Source organism: Photobacterium angustum, from assembly GCF_003026365.1.
GTDB lineage: Bacteria > Pseudomonadota > Gammaproteobacteria > Enterobacterales > Vibrionaceae > Photobacterium > Photobacterium angustum.
The window spans coordinates 28,599-51,324 of the sequence record NZ_PYOM01000001.1; the positions used below are offsets into that span (position 1 = coordinate 28,599).

Sequence of the window (22,726 nt, forward strand, 5' to 3'; positions counted from 1 at the left end):
TCTTACTGTTGAGGTGAAATTTGACTGTTCTTTAAGCAAAAAATGAGGAAAATTATTAGGTTTATTGAGATTTAAGTTTCAAAGTACAAAATTATGATGAAAGAAGACGATAAAGCCTGTTAGTTCACTGTTTTCAATCAGCCTTTGCTTGAGTTTATAGTCACTCAAAAGTACCATGACAAAGTTATACCCTAACGGCTTTAGCATACAGCCCCACAAGGTTATGTTGAGAGAGCCGTTTGGATATATAAGAAGAGGGGGATGGACATGTTTAAAGGAAGCATGGTTGCGCTATTAACTCCACTAGATTCAGCAGGCGAAGTAGATTACGTCGGTTTGAAAACGCTGGTGGATTATCATATTAACGCAGGAACAAGTGCGATTATTGCCGTGGGTACCACGGGAGAGTCTGCAACACTTACCGTTGATGAACATATCAAGGTTGTTTTAAAAACATTGGAATATGTTGATGGACGAGTTCCTGTTATTGCAGGTACAGGCGCAAATGCGACGCATGAAGCCATCACTATTACCAAGCTTTTTTCTGGCACGGGCGTAGCAGCATGTTTAAGTGTTACACCGTACTATAATAAGCCAACCCAAGAAGGTTTATTCCAACATTATAAAGCTATTGCTGAAGCAACAGATATTCCGCAAATTCTTTACAATGTACCGGGACGAACTGCGGTAGACTTATTACCTGAAACTGTCGCACGTTTAGCTAAAATCGATAATATTATTGGTATTAAAGATGCGACAGCTGATTTATCTCGTGTGAAAAAAACACGGGAACTTTGTGGCGAAGATTTCATCCAATTAAGCGGTGATGACGCTACAGCCGTAGATTTTGTCGCTGAAGGTGGTCACGGTGTTATTTCTGTTACGGCAAATATTGCCGCTGCAGATATGGCTCAAATGTTTACACTCGCATTAAGTGGCCAAATTGACGCTGCACGAGAAATTAATGAGCGTTTAATGCCATTACACAGTCATCTGTTTGTTGAAGCTAACCCTATTCCAGTGAAATGGGCCGCTCATCAGTTAGGTTTGATTGATAATGGTGAATTACGACTACCGCTAACTGTATTAAGCGAGTCACAGCAACCGATTGTTAAACAGGCTCTTTTGGATGCCGGTGTGCTTTAAGTTGCACAAGCGTAGGAGCGCAGGAGCATAAATGAATTATAAATATCGACTAGCACTAGCTGCATTCGTGGTAACCAGCTTGTCTGCTTGTTCAGGTGGGGCAGAGTCTCGTCGTCAGGCTAATCAAGATTTTAACTATCTTGATACTCAACCTTTAGAATCATGGACGTTGCCAACAGGAGCTATGCCTTTTAGTAATGCCAATTACGCGATTCCGAGTAAGGCGTTTGCTGGTGATGTTGGTGCTAGCGTTGATATTCGCCCACCGCAACAGGTGCTTAATCTGATCCCTGGTATGCGCTCTAACGTGGACCAAGATGGTGTAACAGTCCAACTTCCTCGTACTTCTGATTTAACCAAACTATGGCAAGTTACCCAAAATTTGATCAGTAAAAATAACATTGGTATTGCAAAGCAAAGCGCTGATCGTATTGATACTGATTGGGTAAGCTGGACAAATGAAGATGAAGATCATGAAGTGGGCAGTCGCTATAGTATTGAGAAATCACCAGCGACGAATAGTTACCGTATTATCTTAACGGATTGGCGTGAAGATGGTAAAACGGTGCCTGTTACTGCGAATAACAAACGTCGTTACAGTATTTTGATGACTAACTTAGTGATGTCGAAATACGATGAGACTATTCGTGAGCAAGCACGTTTAGCTGCGGCAGAGCAGCTAAAAAATATCCCTATTTCAATGGGTATGGACCGCAGTGGTTTCCCTGTACTTATTGCTCGTGCACCTTATAGTGATATGTGGGAACGTTTACCTAAGGCGTTAGAAAAACTTGGCTTTACTGTTGAAGATCGCAACCGTTCACAAGGCTTGATTGATGTTAAGTACCGCGAGCCTAATGATGAGTTCTGGCAAAAACTAGGGACTAAACCAATGAAATTAACTGATGATACGTATCGTATTTTAGTTGGTGATCTTGGTAATCGTACGTCAATTAATATCACTGACAATGATGGTAAGCCAGTGACTGGTGAAATTTTAGAATCTGCGGCTCCCGCTTTTGCTGCAAGTTTCCAGAAATAATTAGTTATTTGTGTCATAAAAAAAACCGCTTTAGTTAAAGCGGTTTTTTTATACTTAATTTTTAGCTTGCGCCCAAATATGTCGAGATATTATTTAATCTCTACACCTTGTGCTTGTAGATCGGCGTGGTACGACGAACGCACAAATGGCCCACATGCCGCGTGCGTAAAGCCAAGATCGAGAGCGATTTCTTTTAGTTCATCAAACTCTTCTGGCGGTACATAACGCTCAACCGGTAAGTGGTGACGGCTTGGCGCTAAGTATTGACCTAGTGTCAGCATGGTAACGCCATGAGCACGGAGATCTTTTAATACTTGAATGATTTCTTCTTTGGTTTCACCTAAGCCCATCATTACACCCGATTTAGTCGGTACATCAGGATGAAGCTCTTTGAATTTTTTCAATAAATCCAATGACCACTGGTAGTTAGCACCTGGACGCGCTTTACGGTACAGACGTGGTGCCGTTTCTAAGTTGTGGTTAAAAACATTCGGTGCAGTATCACGGAAGATCTCTAGTGCACGATCCATACGGCCACGGAAATCAGGCACTAATGTTTCAATATGAATGCTTGGGTTTTTTGCTCTTATTTCAGTAATACAGTCAACGAAATGTTGTGCGCCACCATCACGAAGATCATCACGGTCAACAGAAGTGACAACCACATAACGTAGTTTCATATCTGCGATTGTCTGTGCTAGATGAGCAGGCTCTTCTGCATTTGGTGGTAGAGGACGACCATGAGCAACGTCGCAGAATGGACAACGGCGGGTACAAATAGCACCTAAGATCATAAAGGTTGCTGTACCGTGGTTAAAACATTCTGCTAAATTCGGGCAAGATGCCTCTTCACAGACTGAGTGAAGTTTGTTTTTACGTAGGGCTGATTTGATTTCCTGAATACGCTTACTATCAGACGGTAGCTTGATTTTCATCCATTCAGGTTTACGTAATACTTCTTTTGGCGCTTCTTCATTCGCAACATTACGAACTGGGATCAATGCCATTTTATCGGCATCGCGATACTTGACGCCTTGTTCAATTTTAATTGGTTTACTCATGGTTGATTGCTTTCCGTCATCCACTCGATTTTCGGATAATCGAGTAATTTAGTTAATTCTTCAACGAGTACAGGCTGAACTTCCGTCAGTTCAGTTGGACCATTTAATGACGCAGTTTGTGTCATTTCCATTCCAGCATAACCACAAGGGTTGATACGAAGAAAAGGCGCCAAATCCATATTTATATTGAGTGCCAGACCGTGAAAAGAGCACCCACGCCTGATCCGTAATCCTAATGAGCATATTTTTTGATTATTAACATACACACCAGGTGCATCAGGGCGAGCGTTAGAGCTAATCCCAAAGTGGGATAAAGTATTGATTACTGTATTTTCGATGTGCGTAACTAATTCACGTACACCTAATTTTTTCCGGCGTAAGTCGATTAATATATAAGCCACTTGTTGTCCGGGACCATGATAAGTGACTTGACCGCCACGGTCGCTTTGAACAACAGGGATATCGCCTGTGTTGAGCAAGTGTTCGACTTTGCCTGCCTGTCCTTGAGTGAAAACAGGTGAATGTTCGACCAGCCAAATTTCATCTGCCGAGTCTTCAGTTCGGTTATTGGTGAAGTCATGCATGGCATCGTACGTCGCTTGGTAATCACAACGGCCAAGGTTTTTAATAATAAGAGCTGTTTGCAATGTACTACCCAGGTAATAATTAAGATGCCAATCATAAAGAAGGCTAGGTCGGAGCATTATACCTAAACTTGTTGCGGATGTAATGTTAGCGACTGATGAAGGAGTTATGGATAATAAATGGGGATTATAAGAAACGTAAAGAGAATAAGAAGACAGGCGGTATTGATAACCGCCTGAAAAATAGTGCTTATAACACTACACGAACAATATCAATTGCACCTAACTCTTTGTATAAGGTTTCAATTTGTTCAACATTGGTCGCGTTTACAGCAACAGAAACCGCTGTGTATGTTCCTTTGCTACTTGGTTTTGTTGTTGGAGTGTAATCACCAGGGATTACACTCTGAATAACTTCAACCACACGATCTGGCAATTCTGGTTTGTTTTCACCCATTACTTTAAAAGTAAAGATACAAGGGAATTCCAGTAGATCTTTTAGTTTTGGTTGCTCTTGTTCTTGCATATAGAACTCCAAAGTTCGCTTTCAATGTGTCTTTCATCATTACTATTATGGCTAATAGTAGTGTATTGCAGGCATCTTAATGTGTCAGTGATTGTAAAACAAGGGATGGATGAAGAGGATAGGGAATATAGGAGGTAATGTTTGTATTCAGTAATGAAAACAAAGAGACAACCGAAGCTGCCTCTTAGTCGTCGATGAAGTTGATGGCTTAAATTACTTAAACCAACTTTGTACTAGCATCATTACGTAGTCGACCATACGGCTAAATAGGCTACCTTCTTTAACATCGTTTAATGCGACAAGTGGGTATTCAGCAACGTCTTGATCGCCAACACGGTAAGTTAATTTACCAACTACTTCACCTTTAGTGATTGGCGCCTTTAGCTCTTTAGTTAGCACAAAGCTAGCTTTCAGATCTTTAGCTTGGCTACGAGGCAATGTTACGTAGGTGTTTTCAGCCACACCTAGGTTTACTGTGTCAGTGTCACCCATCCAAACTTTTTCAGTTTCAATGGTTTGATCTTTTTTGTTTGGTGAAAGTGTTTCGTAGAAACGGAAACCAAAGTTTAGCAGCTTCTTACTTTCAGCAAGGCGAGCATTTTTACTTGCAGTACCCATCACAACAGAGATCAGACGCATGTTACCTTCAGTGGCAGTACTTACTAGGCTGTAACCTGCGTTATCTGTATGACCTGTTTTTAGACCGTCAACGTGCATGCTTTTATCCCAAAGTAGACCATTACGGTTGTATTGGGTAATACCGTTGTAAGTAAATGATTTTTCAGCGTAGATTTTGAATTCATTTGGCAAATCACGGATCAGTGAGCGTGCTAGAATTGAAAGATCGTAAGGTGTTGTGTATAGATCTGGACGATCTAGACCATGAACATTAGCAAAGTGTGTTGATTTCATGCCAAGGTTTTTAGCCCAGCCATTCATTAAATCAACAAAAGACTCTTGAGAGCCAGCAACGTGCTCAGCCATTGCAACACAGGCATCGTTACCAGAATCTACGATAATACCGCGGTTTAAGTCAGAAACTTTTACGCTTTTACCGACTTCAAGGAACATTTTAGATGAGCCTGGGAAATTTTTCGCCCATGCATTTTTACTGATAACAACAGTATCATCTGGTGAGATGTTACCGTTTTTAATTTCTTGACCGATAACGTAACTGGTCATCATTTTTGTCAAACTAGCAGGCGCTAATTTTTCATATTCATTATGACCGGCAAGGATTTTACCTGAGTTATAGTCGACGAGGATATAGCCTTTTGCCGCGATTTGTGGAGCTTCAGGTACGACTGCTGGTGATGCAGCAACAGTAGCTGAAGCCAGCAAAGTGGCTGAGATGGCTACAGAACGGAAAAGCGCAGCTGTTTTCTTCATGATTATTATAACTTTAGTTTATCTAAGACAAGAAATGACGCTCACTATAGCAGATAACACCTTACCTATCAGTTGAATGGGGGGAGAATCCCAATTATTGACATTAAGCGGACGTAATGTGCGCAAAGGTTGGTGATTGCCTCATTGTTGTGAACAAAATAAAGCTTGCATGTTCATTACGTTAAACGAGTAAACATACAAGCCGATGTTATGAGTCCTAAATGTCGATTAGGTTCCCATTATCTATTAACAGTGGTAATAAATGCTTTTGGATAGCTATGAGATTTTACTTTGCTAAGTTGTATTTCAGCATCTCGGTGATCCATATAAGGGCCTAAGCGGACACGATATACAGCGCGACTATCAATTTTTTCGATATCAATATCCGTATTGAAGCTACGCTTTAGTTCTTTTTTCATCTCTTCGGCTTTTGCTAAGCTATTTACCGCAGCTAATTGGACAAAATAGTGATGAGGAATAGGAGAGTTCTTCATCGTACTTTTATTTGTCGGCTTAGGTATATTTATCACTTCTATCTTAACTGGGGCTGTGCCAAGACTAATGACCCCAATTTTTGCGGCAGCTGCCATGCTTAAATCGATGATACGACCATCATGGAATGGACCACGGTCGTTCACTCGAACGATGGTCGATTTACCATTAAGGGTATTGGTTACGCGTACAAAACTCGGAAGCGGTAAGGTTTTATGTGCCGCTGTCATAGCAAACATATTGTATGTTTCACCATTAGAGGTTTTGTGTCCGTGGAACTTTTCACCGTACCAAGAAGCGTAGCCTGTCTCTGTGTAACCTTTGGTGTTTTTTATTATATGGTAGCGTTTACCACGTAATGTGTAGTCTTTATTACCACCACGACTATAAGGTTCATAATGCGGTACCACTGGCGGCACTTTACTAAAATCAGGTACAACCTTTGGTGCACGGTCATCTTTTAATGAATAACGGCCCGCGTTGGGATCATCATTGGTTGGAGTATTAGGTTTAAACAGTAAGCCGGGTGTGGCTTGATCTGCTTTTGTCTCTGCCTGTTGAGGTTTATCTGGCGCGGAGCTACATCCTGCAAGTAGAACAAAGAACAATAAAAAAAGTGAACGCATTTAGGTCGCCTTAGACAACATTTTTCTGTGAGTGTGGATAGACATCAAAATACCGAAGCCAGCTAGTAGGGTCATCATGGATGTGCCGCCATAGCTCACCAAAGGAAGTGGAACACCTACCACAGGCAGAATGCCACTTACCATGCCGATATTTACAAAAACATAAACAAAGAAACTTAATACAATACTGCCAGCCATCATACGTCCAAATGCAGTTTGCGCTTGGCTGGCTAACCATAAACCTCGTCCTAATATGAACAGGTACATTGTTAGTAAACCAATGACACCGCTTAATCCCCATTCCTCTGCAATAACAGCAAAAATGAAGTCGGTATGCCGCTCTGGAACAAATTCAAGTTGCGATTGAGTTCCATGGAGCCAACCCTTACCGCTTATGCCTCCAGAGCCAATCGCGATTTTTGATTGGATAATATGATATCCCGCACCGAGCGGATCAGACTCTGGATTAAACAAAGTCAACACTCGCGTTCGCTGGTAGTCGTGCATAAGGAAGAACCATAACACAGGAATAAACGCACCGAGTAATACTAACGCCCCGATAATCAGTCTCCAGCTCATTCCTGACAGAAACAGAACAAAGATACCTGATGCAGCAACCAAAATTGAGGTTCCAAGGTCGGGTTGTTTAGCAATTAAGATAGTTGGTGTGAAGATTAATACTAAGGCAACAAAGATATTACGCATCGACGGCGGTAAGGGGCGATTACCAATGAATCTTGCCACCATCAAAGGTACAGCGAGTTTTAATAGTTCTGATGGCTGAAAGCGAACAAAACCTAAATTTAGCCAACGTTGAGCACCTTTAGAGACTTCACCAAAAGCCAATACACTAAATAACAGCAGTAAGCCAATACCAAATAAGTAAGGTGCCCATGCTTCGTAATGGCGTGGGGCAATTTGTGCGAGTAAAACCATGATCCCTAGTGACATCAGCATGCGCATTGCCTGGCGTTCCATCATAGCAATGTTTTGTCCGCTTGCGCTCCACATGATGATAAGGGCAAATCCCATTAAGGTAAGGATCCCTAGTAATAGTGGCATATCGATATGTAAGCGATCAGTTAATGTTCGCTTGGTACCGGTTGCCGCCATAATACTCATTATTGTACCTCTGTTGGTTGTGTTGCAGTGAGTTCAGGCTTTGATTTAAGAGCGCTGTCAGCGGTTGGTTTAATTAACATGTGATCAAAAATTTGACGTGCAATTGGCCCACCATTACTCGAGCCACCACCGGCATTTTCTAATACCATAGCAACGACTACTTCAGGTTTTTCAAATGGCGCAAATGCAGTAAATAAAGCATGGTCACGTAGACGCTCTTCGAGTTCATCAGCATTATATTTTTGGTTTTCAGCCAAACCGAATACCTGTGCTGAACCTGACTTTCCGCCAGCTTCATATGGCGTATCATAAAATGCTTTACGTGCTGTACCACGATTACCATAAAGTACGCGATGCATACCCTCACGAGCAATTTCCCATGTTTCAGGTGTCACGCCTGTTATCGGCGGGAAATCTTTAAATTCAGCAGGTTTAACTGTTTCTTCGTCAATAACATCTTTTAGAAGATGAGGGCGATGAACAACACCATTATTAACCAGTACAGACGTCGCTTTTGCTATCTGTAGTGGTGTGGCTGTCCAATAGCCTTGTCCAATTCCGACAGGAATGGTGTCACCTTGATACCAAGGACGTTTATGGCGTGCTTGTTTCCATTCACGTGTTGGCATGTTGGCTTTACTTTCTTCGTGAATGTCGATGCCGGTATAAACGCCATAGCCAAATTTATTCATCCACGTAGACAGCCTATCGATACCCATATCGTAGGCGATTTGGTAAAAGTAAGTATCTACTGACTCTTCAATGGCTTTATAAATGTTGACGCGCCCATGTCCCCAACGTAGCCAATCACGGAATTTACGGCTAGTCGTGTTAGGGATCTGCCACCAACCGGGATCATTACGGGTGGTTTTTGGCGTGATCACACCTTCAGTTAATGCAGCGATTGCAATTAACGGTTTTACCGTCGATGCTGGTGGATAAATACCAAGCGTGACACGGTTAACTAATGGGCGATCAGGGTTATTTAATAATTCGCGATATTTTTTACTGGAAATACCACGAACAAATAAATTGGGATCGTAACTTGGGCTAGAAACCATGGCGAGAATAGCATCGTCTTTTGGATCTAACACCACGACAGAGCCACGCTTGTGTTTAATGACCTCTTCACCTGTTTCAGGATCGATCTTACGTTCAGTTAGTAGATCTTGTACATAAAGCTGAAGCTGAATATCAATATTTAACGAAATATCTTTGCCTGGAATAGGGGGCACGTACTTAAGGGTACGAATAATACGTCCACGGCTGTTAACTTCGACTTCTTGATAGCCTGAAGTTCCATGTAATAGATCTTCGTAGTAACGCTCGATACCCAATTTACCGATATCACGAGTTGCTTTGTAGTTGCTGAGTTTTTCCGCTTTATCGAGTTTTTTAAGGTCACGATCGTTTATTTTCGCGACATAACCCAAGACATGTGTGAGCGAATCACCATATGGATAGTAACGTTTTAAATAGGCTTTAACTTCAACACCTGGGAATTTATGTTGGTTGACTGCAAACAAAGCAACTTGCTGCTCGTTCAATCCCTCAAGGATTGGCACAGATTTAAAACGGCGAGTACGGCGACGCTCTTTTTTAAATTGCTCAATATCTTCACCGCTTAGACCTAATACTGATTTTAAATCCGCATAGGTTTGTTCCATGTCTGGTACTTTTTCAATAGTGACTTCCAGGTTATAGATCGGTCGATTTTCAGCCAGAAGCACACCATTGCGGTCATAAATAAGACCGCGATTAGGTGCGACAGGAACAATTTTGATTCGATTGTCATTAGAGCGGGTCTTATAGTCTTGGTGTTGTTCAACCTGAATATTAAATAGATTGAACAATAAGACACTGACCAGAATGATAATTCCAATAAATGAGACAAGAGCTCGGCGGAAAAACAGCGCCGACTCAGCGCGATGGTCGCGGATCTGGGTTCGCTTTTGTCTCATCGATGGTTATTCCCTGTGGTACGGATGGTTAGCCGTGATGCTCCATGCACGGTATAAACTTTCTGCCATAACGACACGCACTAACGGGTGCGGAAGTGTTAATGGTGATAGTGACCAGCTTTGCTCTGCCGCTGCTTTACAAGCTGGTGAAAGGCCTTCTGGTCCGCCAATTAAAATAGAGACGTCGCGACCATCAAGTTTCCAAACTTCTAGCTGACTTGCTAGTTGCTCGGTATCCCAGCGTTTGCCAGGAATATCTAGAGTAACAATTCGGTTACCCTTAGCAACGGCAGCTAACATCGCTTCACCTTCCTTTTGAAGGATACGAGCAATGTCCGCATTTTTTCCGCGCTTACCCGCTGGGATCTCAATCAATTCCAGAGGCATATCTTTAGGGAAACGACGGCTATATTCTTTATAGCCTTCTTCAACCCACTTAGGCATCTTTGTGCCAACAGCAATTAATTGAAGCTTCATGACTCACTTAGCTCCAAAGCTTCTCCAGTTGGTATACTTGGCGAGCATCTTCTTGCATGATATGTAGCATTACGTTACCCATATCAACAATCACCCATTGACCTTCTTCTTCGCCACTAATACCAAATGGAGGGAAGTCAATTAACTTTGATTCTTTGTTTACGTGATCGGCAATAGAGCTCACGTGACGGTTTGAAGTACCAGTACAGATAACCATTACGTCTGTGATGCTTGATTTACCACGAACATCAATTGTTACGATGTCTTGTGCTTTAATGTCGTCAATTTTATCAACAATGAAATCGTGTAGTTCTTGAACTTGCAAAGGGATTCCCTCAATAAGCGTTTAATAAATGTTTAGTCGTTATGATCTATTTTACTACTGGATAGGATAGGTAAAAAGGTTGCGACCGTAATAAGATCGGAAGTATACCACGCTCTTATCTGACAGCGATAAAAGGACATGGTTCAGACGGTGATTTTTCGACCGCTTAAGGTCAGTTTCATAAAAAAAACGGTCAACAATGACTGAAGACCGTATTTAGATAGAATTATGTGTGTTGTAAGTGAGTTTCTAAGCCGCAGATTTCAGCACACAGGGCGCTAAGGGCTGGCCATGGTGTGGTGTCATAATCAGTTTTAACTTGTATTTCAAGTTGAGTTAATTGACGAATGATCTTTACCAAACGCGACAGCGGTAAGCGATGAAGTGCACCAACATAAATTTCACGGCGGTTTTGCCATACTCTAAATTGCTCAAAAATGATATTAAGTGGTGTCCCTTTTTTTCCCATCTCTTGCATCTTATAGAGTTGGGTTAATTCTCTTTGCAACGTACGTAATAAGATCGTGGCTTCAATCCCTTCCCCTTGCAATTGGCGAAGCACACGTTGACTACGTTTTGCCTGCCCCGCTAATACCGCATCAACCAATTGGAAAGGGGTATAGTGGTTATGACGACTTAATGCCTCTTGTAGGCGAATAATGGTTAACTCACCATCAGGATATAGTAAAACCAGCTTATGTAAGCTTTGTGCTAGGGCCAGTAAATTACCTTCATGCCATTGCGCTAGCATTTGTACCGATTCATGATCTGGCTTTAAACCGAGCATTCGACAGCGTGCTTGAATAAAGCGCGGCATTTGTTTAGCGTCGGGAGTATTACATGGCACATATAAGCCTAAGCCATCGAGTGCTTTAAACCACTTTGTCGCTTCTTGCTTCTTGTTTAAATAAGGGCCAGTAAGTAATAAAAGAATGTCAGGATTTAAGTGTGCAACAACCTCTAACAAGGCTTTTGCTTGGTTGGTATTAAGTCCTGTTTCTGGAAATTCTAATTCAATGATTTGCTGGGCAGAGAATAAGCTCATAGCTTGGCAGCAATCGAGAACTTGATTCCAATCTAATTGGTTGTCAATGGTAAAACGGTGGCGCTCAAGAAAGCCTTGCTGTTGAGCAAGTTGCTTAATATTGTCACCACATTCTTGTTTAAGTAGTGGCTCATTACCAAATAAGAGGTAAGCCTGACGCAGGCCCTTATTGAGTTGCTGCGTCAGTTGTTCAGGATAAACTCTCATTGCGCGTTATGACTATCATGCTCAATAACTGTATTTGACTGCTTAGCAGGTAATGTTGTGATAATCGTTTTACCTGTCTCATCTGAAGATTCTTTTTTATCTTCTTCGTTAAGAATTTCTTTTAATTGAGAGTCTAATTTATCTTCTTCAATCTTATTAAATACGGCGGTTAGACGCGCTAATTTACGCATGATTTGCTGTGCGGCTTGTTCACGCATAACGTCAACCAGTTCATCTCGCTCAACAGATTTTGCTAATGCTGTTAACGGGTTATCAAGGAACGTACGAGTAACTTTGGTGGTATACGTTTGCTGACCTTGATTAGGGATAGTTACTGAGTAATTAACCGTTAAGGTTAAATCGTATTCCGCTTTACCGTTATTTTGATAAATAGATAAAGTGCGCTCACCTTGAGACTCACTATTAATGTTTAGATTTGGTACATTTTTCGCAGGTGCAACTTCGCTAATACCATGGAGTTTAAATTGGTATCGAACCATACGTGTTAATTTACCGTAGGGGTCAAAACTGGTTAATGATAGTTTGGCGATACCGTCAGGAAGCATGTAATTACCGCGAAGATGGAAGCCACAAGAAGCTGTTGTTAGCGCGAGAAGAGTAATGATAAGTAGTCGAGTTAGGCTGTTGGCCGAGAAAAAACTTTTCACGAAAGTCAGCTCCTTGAAGTAAAAGAAGGTGCGCTAGGCGCAAAATAAAATCGAACTGTTATTATAAAGATCCCCGCAGAAGCGGGGATCTTTAGGTTACTAGCTCTGTTAGATGCACTAACAGAGAAAAATAACCTAATTAGCTAGCAACAATGTTAAGCAGTTTGCCCGGTACGTAAATAACTTTGCGGATCGTTAAACCATCAGTGAACTTAATGACGTTCTCATCGTTTAGACCAAGTTCTTCAACTTGCTCTTTGGTTGCATCTGCTGCAACTGTCAACTTAGCACGAAGCTTACCGTTAACTTGAACAATGATCAGTTTCTCATCTTCAACTAATGCTTTTTCGTCAGCTTGTGGCCATTGTGCATTATCAATGTCAGTTTCGCCCAGTGCAGCCCACATTTCGAAACAGATATGTGGAGTGATAGGGTAAAGCATAGTAACAATTGCTTTTAGTGCTTCATCAAGAATTGCACGATCTTGAACTGATTCTTGAGAGGCTTTAGCCAGCTTATTCATCAACTCCATGATAGCAGCTATTGCTGTGTTGAATGTTTGGCGACGACCAATATCATCACTTACTTTTGCAATTGTTTTGTGAATATCACGACGAAGTGCTTTTTGAGCGCCAGTTAATGCTGATACATCAACAGCTTCTGCTGCGCCTTTTGCTGTATGTTCACGAACGAGTTTCCAAACACGCTTAAGGAAACGGTTAGCACCTTCAACGCCAGACTCTTGCCATTCAAGTGTCATGTCGGCAGGTGATGCAAACATCATGAATAGACGAACGGTATCAGCACCGTACTTATCTACCATTTCTTGAGGGTCGATACCGTTGTTTTTAGACTTAGACATTTTGATCATGCCTGAGTGTTCAACGTTGTGACCTTGAGAGTCAACAGCAGACGTGATGCGACCTTTACCATCGCGTTCAACAGTTACGTCTGTTGGCGCAACCCACTCTTTACCGCCTTTCTCGGTGGTATAGAAGAATGCGTCAGCCAATACCATGCCTTGACATAGTAATTGCTTGAATGGTTCGTCAGACGTTACGTAGCCTGCATCACGTAGCAATTTGTGGAAGAAGCGAGAGTACAGCAGGTGCATACATGCGTGTTCAATACCACCAATGTATTGATCAACAGGTAGCCAGTAGTTCGCTTTTTCAGGATCTAGAATATCGTCAGCTTGTGGTGAACAGTAACGTGCGTAGTACCAAGATGATTCCATGAAAGTATCGAATGTATCTGTTTCACGAAGTGCTGGTTCGCCGTTAAAGGTAGTTTTTGCCCACTCTTTATCCGCTTTGATTGGGCTAGTTACGCCATCCATTACTACATCTTCAGGCAAGATCACTGGTAGTTGATCTGCAGGAACTGGGTGAACTTCGCCATCTTCAGTCGTTACCATTGGGATAGGTGCACCCCAGTAACGTTGACGAGAAACGCCCCAGTCACGTAGACGGAAGTTAACTGTCTTTTTGCCTTTGCCTTCAGCTTCAAGTTTCGTTGCAATTGCATCGAACGCTTGTTGGAAGTTAAGGCCATCGAATTCACCTGAATTAAACAGTACACCTTTTTCTGTGTATGCTGCATCAGAAATGTCAGCATCGCTACCATCTTCAGGTTTGATAACCGCCATGATGTCGATGTTGTATTTTGTTGCAAATTCAAAATCACGTTGATCGTGTGCAGGTACTGCCATTACTGCACCTGTGCCGTAATCCATCAGTACAAAGTTAGCAACGTAAACAGGTACTTCACGACCATCTAGTGGGTGGATAGCTGTTAAGCCTGTATCCATGCCTTTCTTTTCCATTGTTGCAAGATCAGCTTCTGCAACTTTGTTATTACGGCATTCGTGAATGAAATCGGCAAGCTCAGGGTTATTTTCAGCGGCTTTTGCTGCAAGCGGGTGACCTGCAGCAATGCTGACAAATGTAACACCCATAAGCGTATCAGGACGAGTAGTATAAACTTCTAAATCGTCTTGATCTTTAACTTTAAATGTTAGCTCAACACCTTCAGAGCGACCGATCCAGTTGCGCTGCATGGTTTTAACCATTTCAGGCCAGCCATCAAGGTTGTCAAGATCGTCAAGTAGTTCTTGCGCATACTCAGTGATCTTAATGAACCATTGTGGGATCTCTTTTTGCTCAACAGGTGTATCACAACGCCAACAACAACCATCTTCCACCTGCTCGTTAGCAAGTACAGTTTGGTCGTTAGGACACCAGTTAACAGATGAAGTCTTCTTGTAAACTAGGCCTTTATTGTAAAGCTTAGTGAAGAATTCTTGTTCCCAACGGTAGTACTCTGGCGTACACGTTGCGAATTCACGGTTCCAATCATAACCAAAGCCTAATAGCTTAAGCTGGTTTTTCATGTACTCAATGTTTTCGTAAGTCCATGGTGCTGGTGCTGTCTTATTTTTTACTGCCGCATTTTCAGCCGGTAAACCAAATGCATCCCAGCCAATTGGCTGCATTACATTTTTACCTTGTAAGCGCTGGTAGCGAGAGATAACATCACCGATAGTGTAGTTACGCACGTGACCCATGTGCAGTCGACCACTAGGGTACGGGAACATGGACAGACAGTAGAATTTTTCTTTATTAGGGTCTTCACTAACAACAAATGTTTTTTTGTTGTCCCAATGTTCTTGAACTTTCTGTTCAATGTCCTGTGGACGATATTGTTCTTGCATCGATGACATCCGGGATTTTGTGAGTTTAATATAAACACATTAAAATTAATCGACATAGAATAACCAAAGGTAAAGGTGTCAACAATAGCTGAAGGCAATTCGATACCTTTAATCTTGTATTTGGCGGTATTTCAGCACGCTTTTAGTCAATATAGGCTAAGGAGAAACATCATGACTCAGCAAAAAGCACATTACGAAGCGCTATTAGAAAAAGTAACAGAGACATTAAAGAATAGCCCACAAGAGCTTAAGAAGTTTATTGAGACGACTGAACTGTATGGTAAAGCCGCCAGCGATATGACCAAAGATGAACTTGCACTGATTGAAGCATATTTAAAAAGTGATTTAAAAACATTCAGTGATGAAGTGAAAAATAGTCCTGAACCGTTCAAAGAAAGTCCGTTTTACCGATTGGTGAGTGAAACAGTATGGCGACACCTTGCTGAGATCACAGATAAAACTCAATTGGAGTGGATTGAAGTGATGGATGATATTAAACATAAAGGAGTGTATCGCGCAGGTGAGCTGGTTGGCCTTGGTCACTTAGTTTGTGAAAAATGTGGATATCAGCAAACAATTACTCATGTCACTCGTATTGAGCCATGTATTAAGTGCGGTTGCGAAGAGTTTAATCGTCAGCCTTTAGAGCCTTAATCTTAGGTATATGGTGTTGATGTAATAAATAAAAACGCAGCGAATAGGCTGCGTTTTTTTATTTTAGAATAAGCTGTGACGCTTAGGAGTTAAAAATCGTCAGGGCGCTCGATAGTATCAACCACGACAGCAGAATCATCTTGGGGTTGAGTTAACGTTGCAGCAGGTTTTTGCTGCTTCTGTTTTGCCGGTTGCTGAAGCCCTTGGGGAATATCGTTATCGTAACCTTTTACTTTACGCGTTGCTTCTGTCATTGGCTCGAACGTAAATTTTTGTCCAGCCAGTGATGCTTCAACCATGGCACCGCCTTTCGTTTTGGTGAAAATCGCTACGCCATTGATGTAACTTTTTGTTGCATAGTTACCATTAGAGCCAGCACCCGCACCAGCGGTTCCCGCTTTTGCAGATGCGCCTTCATCTATGGCTACAGCTGATGCTTGGGCATCTAGCTCAAAACTGCCGCTGACGAAATTGTCATAGGCACGTTTGTCTTGGAAAAACAGAATCTCGCTGTAAGCTTGTCCTCCGAATTGTAAGCCAATAGAAACTTGAAACAGTTTCGCAAATCCAGTGGCTTTATTCGCTTTAAAGACAACGCCCTTACCGTAAGCACCGCCAACCCAGAAACCACCTTTACCGACAGATGGAAAAACCGCATAGCCATAGGCTGAGTTAAAGAAAGGTTGTGTTTGCGGTGATTGGTAAAAATGATCTAATGCGATTTTTGTATCGCTATCTTGTGCTAATGCAGACGTTGAGCTCAGCATCATGGCACAGGTACATAAGGTTACAAATAGTTTATGTATCGCTTTCATTATCCGATCCTTGTTGGTTGCGTAAGTACCAAGGGAAGCCTTACGAATCATAGGTTCTCATTATTAAGTGTTCTTTCGATATTTACTTTGTTATTCAACTCAACATACCTGAGCTGAAAAAAAAGGTGAAGTTTAAAGCTTCACCTTTTTGAGTATCTTATTCTGTTTCTAATTGCCTTGTGTCACGGAAATGTCCACGTTGACGGCGGATAAGGATCCAAGATAACGCGAAAGCCCAAAAGCTATAGAAATATAAAGGCCAACTACCAATGGTGGTATAAGGTGTCATACCTATCGTTGGGATCACCGTTGCTTTTAGTACCCCAGTGACAAACTGAGGTAATTTTTTAGTGATCATACCTTTATAATCAACGACCGCTGTAATACCTGTATTGGTTGCGCGTAAGAGTGGTTTACCCAACTCTAATGCGCGCATTTGGGCTATTTCCATATGTTGGAAAGGACCAATAGAGTGACCAAACCATGCGTCATTCGAAAGCGTTAGTAGCATTTCTGTGTGATTGGTAATGTTCTCACGCATTTGCTCACTAAATGCCACTTCATAACATAATGCCGGTGCTATTGAATAACCATGAGCTTGAATATTTGGTTGTACATACGCGCCACGACTAAATGATGACATTGGCAAATTAAACAACGGTGCAATAGGGCGCAATAAATCACCAAACGGCACAAACTCACCAAATGGGAGTAAGTGATGCTTACTGTATCGTGTTGCTGTGTCGTAGTTATACGGACCATCAGCATCTACACCTAGAGTTAAGATGTTATTGAAGAACTTGCCATCAGGTTTCTGATCAAGAATACCGGTGATCACCGTGCTGTTATTGGCACGGGCTGCATCATCTAAGCCTTGTAAAAAAACAGGAATATGTGCTTCGAGTGCAGGGATCGCAGCTTCAGGCCAAATAATAAGGTCGGATCCCCAGTTTTCACGGGTGAGATCCATATATTTCATCAAGGTTGGCCAGCGTTGGCTCGGTAGCCATTTTTGGTCTTGAGGAATATCACCTTGAATTAAAGCAACAGATACGCTGTGTTTATGATCAGGTTTTACCCATTGTGCTTTTCCTGCCCATAAAGACAAACCAATAATGACGATAGGGATCAGTAATGGTTTCCAATTACGGTAGGTTATCGCAGCCACAATGGCTCCGGAAATAAGTACTAAGGCAAGGGTAATACCTTCAACACCGAAGATTGGCGCAATAGCAGCCAAGGGGGTATCAATTTGGCTGTAACCCATCCATAACCATGGAAAACCAGTAAATAGCCAACCACGGATCCAGTCTAAAATTAACCAGATTACAGGGCCTGTTAATAGTAGCTGGTGGAAAGGACGAGTACGATTAAAGCGATTGTAGAGATAGCCATATAACGCAGGGTATAGAGCTAAGTAGCTGATAAGCAGTGTCATTAAGAAAACACTTGCTATCTTTGGCATACCACCAAAGTTATCTATACTCACGTGTACCCAGCTGATGCCAGTACCAAACATACCTAAGCCGTAAAGAAAACCGATTAGGGCTGAACGTTTGGCTGTTTTATGTTGGAGTAAAAAGAAAAAAGCGATGAGAGATAATGGCGCTAGAAGCCAGTAGTTATAAGGTGCAAATGAAAGTGTTGCAATTGCACCCGCAGGTACAGCTGCAAGCAGCTGTACCCACGATAATAATGATTTTTTTGTCATTCTTTAAGAAGTAATAGTCGGTTGAAATGCTTCGTCAGGTACCGTTACTTGTAACTGGATAACACGACGGTTATCGGCAGAAGTCACTTTAAACGAGTAACCATTGACTTCAACAACTTCACCACGTGTTGGTAGGTGACCAAAGTTCATCATCACAAGTCCGCCGACAGTATCGACTTCTTCATCACAGAATGAGGTTTGGAATAGTTCATTGAAATCTTCAATGGTTGTCAGTGCTTTTACCGCATAAGTATGTTTACTTAACTGACGGACATCTTGCTCTTCCTCGTCATCGAATTCATCTTCAATTTCGCCAACGATTTGTTCAAGAATATCTTCAATGGTGATAACGCCTGAAACACCACCAAACTCATCAACCACAATAGCCATGTGGTAACGCTCTTCACGGAACTCTTTTAATAGTCGGTCAACGCGCTTACTTTCCGGCACTACAACGGCAGGACGCAGCACTTTATCCATATCAAAAGGCTCGCTATCAGGAAGCAGATAACGCAGGAGATCTTTAGCAAGTAAGATACCTTCTACGTGGTCTTTATCATCACTGATTACAGGGTAACGAGAGTGTTGGGCTTCAACAATTAAATCAATCAGATCTTCTAACTTCTGAGAACGTTCAATCGTGATCATTTGCGAACGTGGGATCATGATGTCACGAACACGCATTTCAGAAATTTCCATTACACCCTCAAGCATATCGCGAGTGTCATGGTCGATTAGATCGTTTTCTTCTGAATCTCGAAAAACTTCAACTAATTCTTCACGGTTTTGTGGATCACCTTGAAATAGTTGGCCAATACGTTCAAAGAAGGACTTTCTACTCGGACCTTCAGATGTTGGAGAGTTATCTTCGTTCATTATTTACTTTCAGCAAATAGCTTGTCAGCTAAGTGGACGATGCCACGGAAATGCGATTCATCTTTGGATGAATCGCGATATAAATGATTACTGCTTCTCTGAAATGTAAGGGTCAACAAATCCCATGTTTTGCATGATTTCTGTTTCCAAGCTTTCCATTTCTTCAGCTTCTTCATCTTCAATATGATCATAACCTAGCAGATGGAGACTGCCATGTACAACCATATGTGCCCAGTGTGCTTTTAGGGGCTTGTTTTGTTCAAGTGCTTCTTTTTCTACAACTTGACGACAAATAATTAAATCGCCAAGTAGCTCCAATTCCATGCCAGGAGGCGCTTCAAATGGGAAAGATAACACATTTGTTGGGCGATCTTTGCCACGGTACTCGAGATTTAGTGCATGGCTTTCTTGTTCATCAACTAAACGTATCGTGACTTCTGCATCAGCTTGAAAAGGGATAACGGCTGCATTTAACCACTGCTGAAATTCCGCTTCTGTCGGTAATCCGTCCAGACTCTCAGTGGCGTGTTGTAAATCGAGGTAAATAGCCATTAATTACTCTTTTCTGACTCTATCTTTGCCGCAGTAGCGACGGCAACTAATGCCGCTTCTTTTGCTTCCTGCTCTGCTCGGCGGCGTTGTTCTGCAAGCTTACGTTGTTTTTGGTCTTCGCTTTCCCATACTTCGTAAGCTTGAACAATACGTGCTACCACAGGATGTCGAACGACATCATCGGCTAAGAAGAAATTAAAGCTGATCTCATCAACTTCAGATAATACTTCAATAGCATGACGTAGCCCTGAACGTGCACCACGAGGTAAGTCAATTTGTGTCACATCACCTGTGATAACGGCACGAGAATTAAAACCAATACGAGTAAGGAACATTTTCATCTGTTCCACTGTGGTGTTCTGGCTTTCATCTAGGATAATAAATGCATCATTAAGGGTACGTCCACGCATATATGCTAATGGGGCAACTTCAATCACATTTCGTTCAATTAATTTTTCAACACGCTCGAAACCTAACATTTCAAATAGCGCATCATAGAGAGGACGTAAGTAAGGATCGACTTTTTGGCTTAGATCGCCAGGTAGGAAACCTAACTTTTCTCCTGCTTCTACTGCTGGACGCGTTAATAGAATACGACGGATCTCTTGACGCTCTAATGCATCAACAGCAGCGGCAACTGCAAGGTAAGTTTTACCTGTACCTGCTGGACCAATACCAAAGGTAATATCATGCGTCACCATATTGGCAATATATTGTGCTTGGTTAGGAGTACGCGGTTTAATCACACCTTTTTTGGTTTTGATGTGAATTTCTTTACCATATGGGATTGAGGATTCAGTTGTTTGCTCTAATACACCAGACTCTTTAATCGCAAGATGAATTTGGTCTGGTTCAATATCAGGAATAACGTTACGAACAGGCGCCGTATCAACGTAGAGATCTTTGATGATATTTGTCACAGCGTCTACGGAATAGTTTTTTCCAACTACGCTAAAGTTATTGCTACGGTGATTAATTTCAACACCTAATCGGCGCTCTAATTGTTTGATATTGTCGTCGAAAGGGCCACAAAGACTAGATAAGCGTTGATTATCAGCAGGCTCAAGTTGAAATTCTACAGTAATTATTTTGCTCAAGGTTTGCCTCTCATTAAGGCCGTCATGGTGACGGCCATAGGTTCAGGGCAGGAGACGTACTCAGGTAAAACGTACATGCCTACCAATGTAGAGCAAGAGCTAACGGTTTACTCTGGTGTATATACGCCTACACCCAATTCATTTTCTTTACGTGTTTTTGCCATCATTTCAGATGGTGACATTGCAACACGTAGATCCATTTCTGCTTCAGTACGTACTAATTCGCCACGCAGTGAGTTGGTAAATACATCAACAATTTTCACATCGACGAATTGACCAATTAAATCAGCAGAACCTTCAAAGTTTACGATTCGGTTGTTTTCAGTACGGCCACGTAGTTCCATAACGTTTTTACGTGAAGGACCTTCAACTAGGATACGTTGTTCTGTACCTAACATTTGACGCGCATGTCGCATTGCTTGACTGTTTAACTGCTGCTGTAGTGCGTACAAACGTTCTTTCTTCACTTCTTCAGACAAATCACAAGGGTAATCTGCTGCTGGTGTACCTGGACGTGGAGAGAAGATGAAGCTGTAACTAATATCAAAGTCGATTTCACGAATTAACTTCATGGTATCTTCGAAATCTTGATCCGTTTCACCAGGGAACGCAACAATAAAGTCTGAGCTCATTGTGATATCTGGGCGAACTTTACGCAACTTACGAATCTTAGACTTGTACTCTATTGCCGTATGAGGGCGTTTCATCATCGTCAGAATACGATCTGAACCACTTTGTACTGGTAAGTGTAAGTAGTTCACTAATTCTGGTGTATCTTTGTACACATCAATGATGTCATCAGTAAATTCAATAGGGTGACTAGTTGTGTAGCGAATACGGTCGATACCATCAATGGCAGCAACTAAACGCAGTAGCTCGGCAAAGCTTGCTACTTCTCCATCGTGCATTGGACCACGATAAGCATTTACGTTTTGTCCAAGTAGATTGACTTCACGAACGCCTTGTTCTGCAAGTTGTGCAATTTCAAACAGTACATCATCTAGTGGACGACTAACTTCTTCACCGCGAGTATAAGGTACTACGCAGTAAGTACAGTATTTAGAACAGCCTTCCATAATAGATACGAATGCTGTTGCGCCTTCAGCACGAGGCTCAGGCAAGCTATCGAATTTCTCAACTTCAGGGAAGGAGATATCCATAACGGTTTTTTCATTTGATTGCGAACGCTTAATCATCTCTGGCAAACGGTGCAGTGTTTGCGGGCCAAAGATTACGTCAACATACGGTGCACGTTTACGAATCGAGTCACCTTCTTGTGTGGCTACACAACCACCGACACCGATCACAAGATCTGGCTTATTATCTTTTAATTTTTTCCAACGCCCTAGCTGGTGGAAAACTTTCTCTTGTGCCTTCTCACGGATCGAGCAGGTGTTAAGTAGCACAACATCTGCTTCTTCTGGGATATCGGTTAACTCAAAGCCATTAGCTGCATTAAGAAGATCTGCCATTTTAGATGAATCGTATTCGTTCATCTGGCAGCCCCAGGTTTTGATCAGCAGTTTCTTCGCCATCTCTAACTCTTCGCTCGTAGTGTTGATTTCATTACATTCAGATTACGGGCTGACAGGGGACATGATAGTAATCGCCTGTAGCAAGCCGCGTATTGTACTGCT

At 42.0% G+C, this 22,726-nt stretch carries 21 protein-coding genes; 3 read left to right on the top strand and 18 right to left on the bottom strand.

Annotated features, from left to right (window positions below):
* Nucleotides 1–267: 267 nt before the first annotated feature.
* The gene (dapA, locus tag CTN01_RS00165) at nt 268–1,146 is read left to right on the top strand and encodes a 4-hydroxy-tetrahydrodipicolinate synthase (protein ID WP_045084821.1); all 879 of its coding nucleotides are present in this window, start codon (nt 268–270) and stop codon (nt 1,144–1,146) included.
* Nucleotides 1,147–1,177: 31 nt separating this feature from the next.
* Complete coding sequence (gene bamC / locus CTN01_RS00170; RefSeq protein ID WP_045084800.1) at nt 1,178–2,188, top strand: outer membrane protein assembly factor BamC; 1,011 nt, start codon at nt 1,178–1,180, stop codon at nt 2,186–2,188.
* Between the two features lie 89 nt (nt 2,189–2,277).
* Here the strand turns inward: bamC and lipA are convergent, their stop codons facing one another.
* The 12 genes from lipA to leuS all read right to left on the bottom strand — a co-directional run bounded on the left by lipA (nt 2,278) and on the right by leuS (nt 15,384).
* The gene (lipA, locus tag CTN01_RS00175; RefSeq protein WP_005363402.1) at nt 2,278–3,249 is read right to left on the bottom strand and encodes a lipoyl synthase; all 972 of its coding nucleotides are present in this window, start codon (nt 3,247–3,249) and stop codon (nt 2,278–2,280) included.
* Nucleotides 3,246–3,896, bottom strand: a complete 651-nt coding sequence (gene lipB, locus CTN01_RS00180) for a lipoyl(octanoyl) transferase LipB (protein WP_005363398.1) — start codon at nt 3,894–3,896, stop codon at nt 3,246–3,248. The genes lipA and lipB overlap by 4 nt, the downstream gene beginning before the upstream one ends.
* A gap of 187 nt (nt 3,897–4,083) precedes the next feature.
* Nucleotides 4,084–4,359 (bottom strand): DUF493 family protein YbeD, encoded by a 276-nt coding sequence (gene ybeD, locus CTN01_RS00185; protein WP_006647053.1) that lies wholly within the window; start codon nt 4,357–4,359, stop codon nt 4,084–4,086.
* Nucleotides 4,360–4,572: 213 nt separating this feature from the next.
* Nucleotides 4,573–5,748: a serine hydrolase gene (locus CTN01_RS00190; protein WP_005363394.1), complete on the bottom strand. Its 1,176-nt coding sequence runs from the start codon at nt 5,746–5,748 to the stop codon at nt 4,573–4,575.
* Nucleotides 5,749–5,987: 239 nt separating this feature from the next.
* The gene (locus CTN01_RS00195) at nt 5,988–6,866 is read right to left on the bottom strand and encodes a septal ring lytic transglycosylase RlpA family protein (protein ID WP_107188424.1); all 879 of its coding nucleotides are present in this window, start codon (nt 6,864–6,866) and stop codon (nt 5,988–5,990) included.
* On the bottom strand, nt 6,867–7,988 hold the full coding sequence (gene mrdB / locus CTN01_RS00200) for a peptidoglycan glycosyltransferase MrdB (RefSeq protein WP_045150267.1): 1,122 nt from the start codon (nt 7,986–7,988) through the stop codon (nt 6,867–6,869). It lies immediately after the preceding gene.
* Nucleotides 7,988–9,949: a penicillin-binding protein 2 gene (gene mrdA, locus CTN01_RS00205; RefSeq protein ID WP_045150266.1), complete on the bottom strand. Its 1,962-nt coding sequence runs from the start codon at nt 9,947–9,949 to the stop codon at nt 7,988–7,990. The genes mrdB and mrdA overlap by 1 nt, the downstream gene beginning before the upstream one ends.
* Before the next feature lie 6 nt (nt 9,950–9,955).
* Nucleotides 9,956–10,426 carry a 23S rRNA (pseudouridine(1915)-N(3))-methyltransferase RlmH gene (gene rlmH / locus CTN01_RS00210; protein WP_045150265.1) on the bottom strand — a complete coding sequence of 157 codons (471 nt, stop codon included), beginning with the start codon at nt 10,424–10,426 and terminating at the stop codon, nt 9,956–9,958.
* A 7-nt stretch (nt 10,427–10,433) separates the two neighbouring features.
* Nucleotides 10,434–10,751, bottom strand: a complete 318-nt coding sequence (gene rsfS / locus CTN01_RS00215) for a ribosome silencing factor (RefSeq protein ID WP_005363382.1) — start codon at nt 10,749–10,751, stop codon at nt 10,434–10,436.
* A 226-nt stretch (nt 10,752–10,977) separates the two neighbouring features.
* On the bottom strand, nt 10,978–12,003 hold the full coding sequence (gene holA / locus CTN01_RS00220; protein ID WP_045150264.1) for a DNA polymerase III subunit delta: 1,026 nt from the start codon (nt 12,001–12,003) through the stop codon (nt 10,978–10,980).
* Entirely contained in the window at nt 12,000–12,671 is a 672-nt protein-coding gene (locus CTN01_RS00225; RefSeq protein WP_045150263.1) for an LPS-assembly lipoprotein LptE, read from the bottom strand. Before CTN01_RS00225 ends, holA begins: the two co-directional genes overlap by 4 nt.
* Before the next feature lie 139 nt (nt 12,672–12,810).
* Entirely contained in the window at nt 12,811–15,384 is a 2,574-nt protein-coding gene (gene leuS / locus CTN01_RS00230) for a leucine--tRNA ligase (protein WP_045150262.1), read from the bottom strand.
* A gap of 171 nt (nt 15,385–15,555) precedes the next feature.
* Between leuS and CTN01_RS00235 the strand changes: the two genes are divergently transcribed.
* Nucleotides 15,556–16,038, top strand: a complete 483-nt coding sequence (locus CTN01_RS00235) for a zinc ribbon-containing protein (protein ID WP_005363370.1) — start codon at nt 15,556–15,558, stop codon at nt 16,036–16,038.
* An 89-nt stretch (nt 16,039–16,127) separates the two neighbouring features.
* On the opposite strand, the gene CTN01_RS00240 is transcribed toward CTN01_RS00235, so the two are convergent.
* The 6 genes from CTN01_RS00240 to miaB form a co-directional block, all read right to left on the bottom strand.
* Nucleotides 16,128–16,853 carry a lipid-binding SYLF domain-containing protein gene (locus CTN01_RS00240; RefSeq protein ID WP_045150261.1) on the bottom strand — a complete coding sequence of 242 codons (726 nt, stop codon included), beginning with the start codon at nt 16,851–16,853 and terminating at the stop codon, nt 16,128–16,130.
* A 157-nt stretch (nt 16,854–17,010) separates the two neighbouring features.
* Nucleotides 17,011–18,564 (bottom strand): apolipoprotein N-acyltransferase, encoded by a 1,554-nt coding sequence (gene lnt / locus CTN01_RS00245; RefSeq protein ID WP_045150259.1) that lies wholly within the window; start codon nt 18,562–18,564, stop codon nt 17,011–17,013.
* Between the two features lie 3 nt (nt 18,565–18,567).
* Nucleotides 18,568–19,440: a CNNM family magnesium/cobalt transport protein CorC gene (gene corC, locus CTN01_RS00250; RefSeq protein ID WP_005363367.1), complete on the bottom strand. Its 873-nt coding sequence runs from the start codon at nt 19,438–19,440 to the stop codon at nt 18,568–18,570.
* Between the two features lie 87 nt (nt 19,441–19,527).
* The gene (gene ybeY, locus CTN01_RS00255; protein WP_045084791.1) at nt 19,528–19,992 is read right to left on the bottom strand and encodes an rRNA maturation RNase YbeY; all 465 of its coding nucleotides are present in this window, start codon (nt 19,990–19,992) and stop codon (nt 19,528–19,530) included.
* Nucleotides 19,992–21,089: a PhoH family protein gene (locus CTN01_RS00260; RefSeq protein WP_045150258.1), complete on the bottom strand. Its 1,098-nt coding sequence runs from the start codon at nt 21,087–21,089 to the stop codon at nt 19,992–19,994. The genes ybeY and CTN01_RS00260 overlap by 1 nt, the downstream gene beginning before the upstream one ends.
* Before the next feature lie 107 nt (nt 21,090–21,196).
* Nucleotides 21,197–22,624: a tRNA (N6-isopentenyl adenosine(37)-C2)-methylthiotransferase MiaB gene (gene miaB / locus CTN01_RS00265; protein ID WP_045150257.1), complete on the bottom strand. Its 1,428-nt coding sequence runs from the start codon at nt 22,622–22,624 to the stop codon at nt 21,197–21,199.
* Nucleotides 22,625–22,726: the final 102 nt, after the last annotated feature.